Annotated in this window: 2 protein-coding genes; both read right to left on the bottom strand. The window is 33.2% G+C overall.

Annotated elements, in window-relative coordinates:
- On the bottom strand, window positions 1-298 hold a 298-nt coding region (locus tag BBG47_RS30485; protein ID WP_217492542.1), incomplete at its 3' end, for a hypothetical protein.
- 546 nt (window positions 299-844) lie between these two features.
- Window positions 845-2840 (bottom strand): glycosyltransferase (locus BBG47_RS27510; protein ID WP_139070803.1); only part of this gene is annotated, 1996 nt, incomplete at its 5' end.

Genomic DNA, 2840 nt, shown 5'->3' with positions numbered 1-2840 from the left:
GGGAAATTAAAGCAACACTTTGAATAAATATAGTTATCGAACGCAGTAAAATCTGATTTTTAACAAGAAAGGAAAGTGGCATAATCAAATTGTTAATAAAAACAATCCAAATATCTTGTGCATATATCCAATTTTCTGGGAAGAAACTCCTCTCTTTAAGTTGTTCTCTTGCTAATAAATTCGCAGTTGCTGAGTCTGAGTGGAAGATTATACCATAATTAAATATGTAGTATGTCGTACAAATAGCTCCTAAGATGGCGAAAAATATTAATATCTTTTGATAATTAACTCGAAACAAAGTATAAGCAACTCCCTATCCCCTGTATTTGCAGATACTCATGTAGGAACCTATACAGTATACATTAGGTTCCTACATGAGTATGATGTGATTGATTAATATCCCTTTTTAAAGATGGATAATAGGAATGATATATCTTCTACTTGGAAGAAAAACGGGTTCCCGAACTATTACCCTAAAACAGAACTATATGTTATTAATAAGCGTAACATCTCCATTTCATATATTTATTCCAGATGATATCTGTTTCGCATTATAAATATAGATGAATTAAACCTTAAGCACATGAATCCATTTTCTGCAAGAGATATGTGATATAGATTACTTAAACCTTGTTCCCTCGATTGTATGCCACAAGCAAATTGGTTAAAGTCAAAGAAGTGTTAGCCTAAGTATAACTTCAGGTAGAAACCTCAAACTCCCTAGACTGCCTAGGAATCGAACTCGTTTGCGATTTCAATTTTTTTCATTCGCAAGTAGGCTTAATTAATTTCCGACTATCTCGTGCTTCAATTCCCTACAAAAAACTAAGTCATAATGATTCCTTTATGAACCAAGTATAACATCTCTATATTCTTCCGCACATAATTTAAAATCATGATTTTCAAGCATATATTCCCTAGCCATGTTCCCCATGTCTTCTATTAAGAGCTTATTATTGCATAACTCTAATAAGTAAGCAGTTAACAAAGGAATCTCAAAATTGTCCACATCAACTTTCCATACAAAATCATCAGGAAATTCACGATAGGAACCGACATTAGATACAATGCAAGGTATACCATTTCCAAGTGATCTCATTAATGCAGCTGAAGATTCCCCCATAGTAGGCCACCTTAAATTAATACAAATATCAGAAATTTGAATATACTTCTCAAAAACATCTAATGGAGGGGAGAAGACACAGATTATATTCTTTTGCAAGTTTAAAGCTTGAATTTTCTTTTTTAGATCTTTTTTTATTTCATCCGATGCATGACCGACAATAAATAAACCTACGTTTGGATTGGTCTTTAAAAGCTCAGAAAAACTCTTTAATATTACTTCTATCCGTTTATTTGGTATGACGTGTCCGAACACACCTAATAAGACATCAAATTGTGGGATATTGAGCTCTTTTTTCAAATCATCATTATTAACTTTTTCATGCTGTTCAAACAAGAGACCAAGTGGTATTTTCCCAATTTCCCCTTTGAATGTACTGTTGAATTTTATTTTTTCTTGCATCCACTTATTATGAACAATAGTTCCAGTGCTCAAATCAATAACTTTTTGGAACATAGGGAAAGTTTGATCGTCAGGGTAAGTTTGGTTATCAATTAATAGATTCGCTGCAGTCAGCCCTTCTGAACCGTGACAATAATATAAATTGTCCTTAAATTGTTTTGTATCCCCTTTTAGATGGGTGCTGTAAATATTGAAACCAAATAAATTTAGGTCATGCAATACTACTACTCCTGGGTACTTTTCAAGCTCCTCATATATCCACTCATGCATGGAGTTATTTCCAATATGATATATACGATTCTTAATATTCTCTAGGTAATTTTTATTTTCACTGATATCTATAACATCAAACTGGTTCAATATATCGACATTAGATGGTCTGATTTTATTACAAATCACTTTTATGTCAAAGAACTCTTTTAGAAAAGGTAAAAGTTCCTCGCTATAATCTGATATTCCTGACTGCTGCGGATTCAGGGGGCTAACATAAGCCAAAATAGGTTTTGTTGTTTCTGAACTTATAAAACTTGAACCCAAAAGATTGTCAAAGCACTCTTTGCTAGCAATAGCCGTTTTGTTCCACGAAAAGCAAGATGCACGTTCAGATCCCATTGAAATAGCAGACAATCTTAACGAGTTGTTTTGAAGTAATAAATGTATGCGGTCTGCAAGACCTTCTTCGTCGTCAACTAGCCCTGGATAATCTTCTCCTGTTACCTCGGGCAAACAAGAATTTTTGATGGTAACAACAGGTGCGCCACATCGCATTGCTTCTAATAAAGGTAATCCAAAGCCCTCATACAATGAAGGGAAAACAAAAAGCTCGCATTTCTTGTATAGAGCGACCAAACAATCATTTGAAATATAGCCCAAAAAATGAATTTTATTCGTGTCTGCACCTATCTTAGATGCGTATTCCAAGAATTCAGTTCTCTCAACCTCTTGTTTGATGCCACTAATAACTAAGTTCAGAGTAGGTTGTAGTTTATTCAATCGAGAGAACGAATTAATTAACCCTTTATTATTCTTACGAGGATCATAACCAGTTAGTGAGTAAATAAACGGCTCATTAAGTCCCAATTCATCTTTGATAATCTTATCTTCAAAACTATTACTATCATTATTAAACAAATTCTCATCAGTTGAGGCATTAACGACAGTAACTTTTTCTTTACTTACATTTAAATAATTTATAATATCTTTTTTGGAAGCTTCTGAAATGGTTAATATGGAGTCTGCTTGTGAAACGATCTTGCAACGTTTTTCATAATCTTTTTGTACATGAGATGGCCAATTATCAAAATAAGTTTTATTC

Origin of the sequence: Paenibacillus sp. KS1, assembly GCF_001680695.1 — a bacterium.
Lineage (GTDB): Bacteria > Bacillota > Bacilli > Paenibacillales > Paenibacillaceae > Paenibacillus_B > Paenibacillus_B suaedae.
Note: the sequence above shows the minus strand (reverse complement) of the source record. Positions and strands in the feature narration are given on the sequence as shown.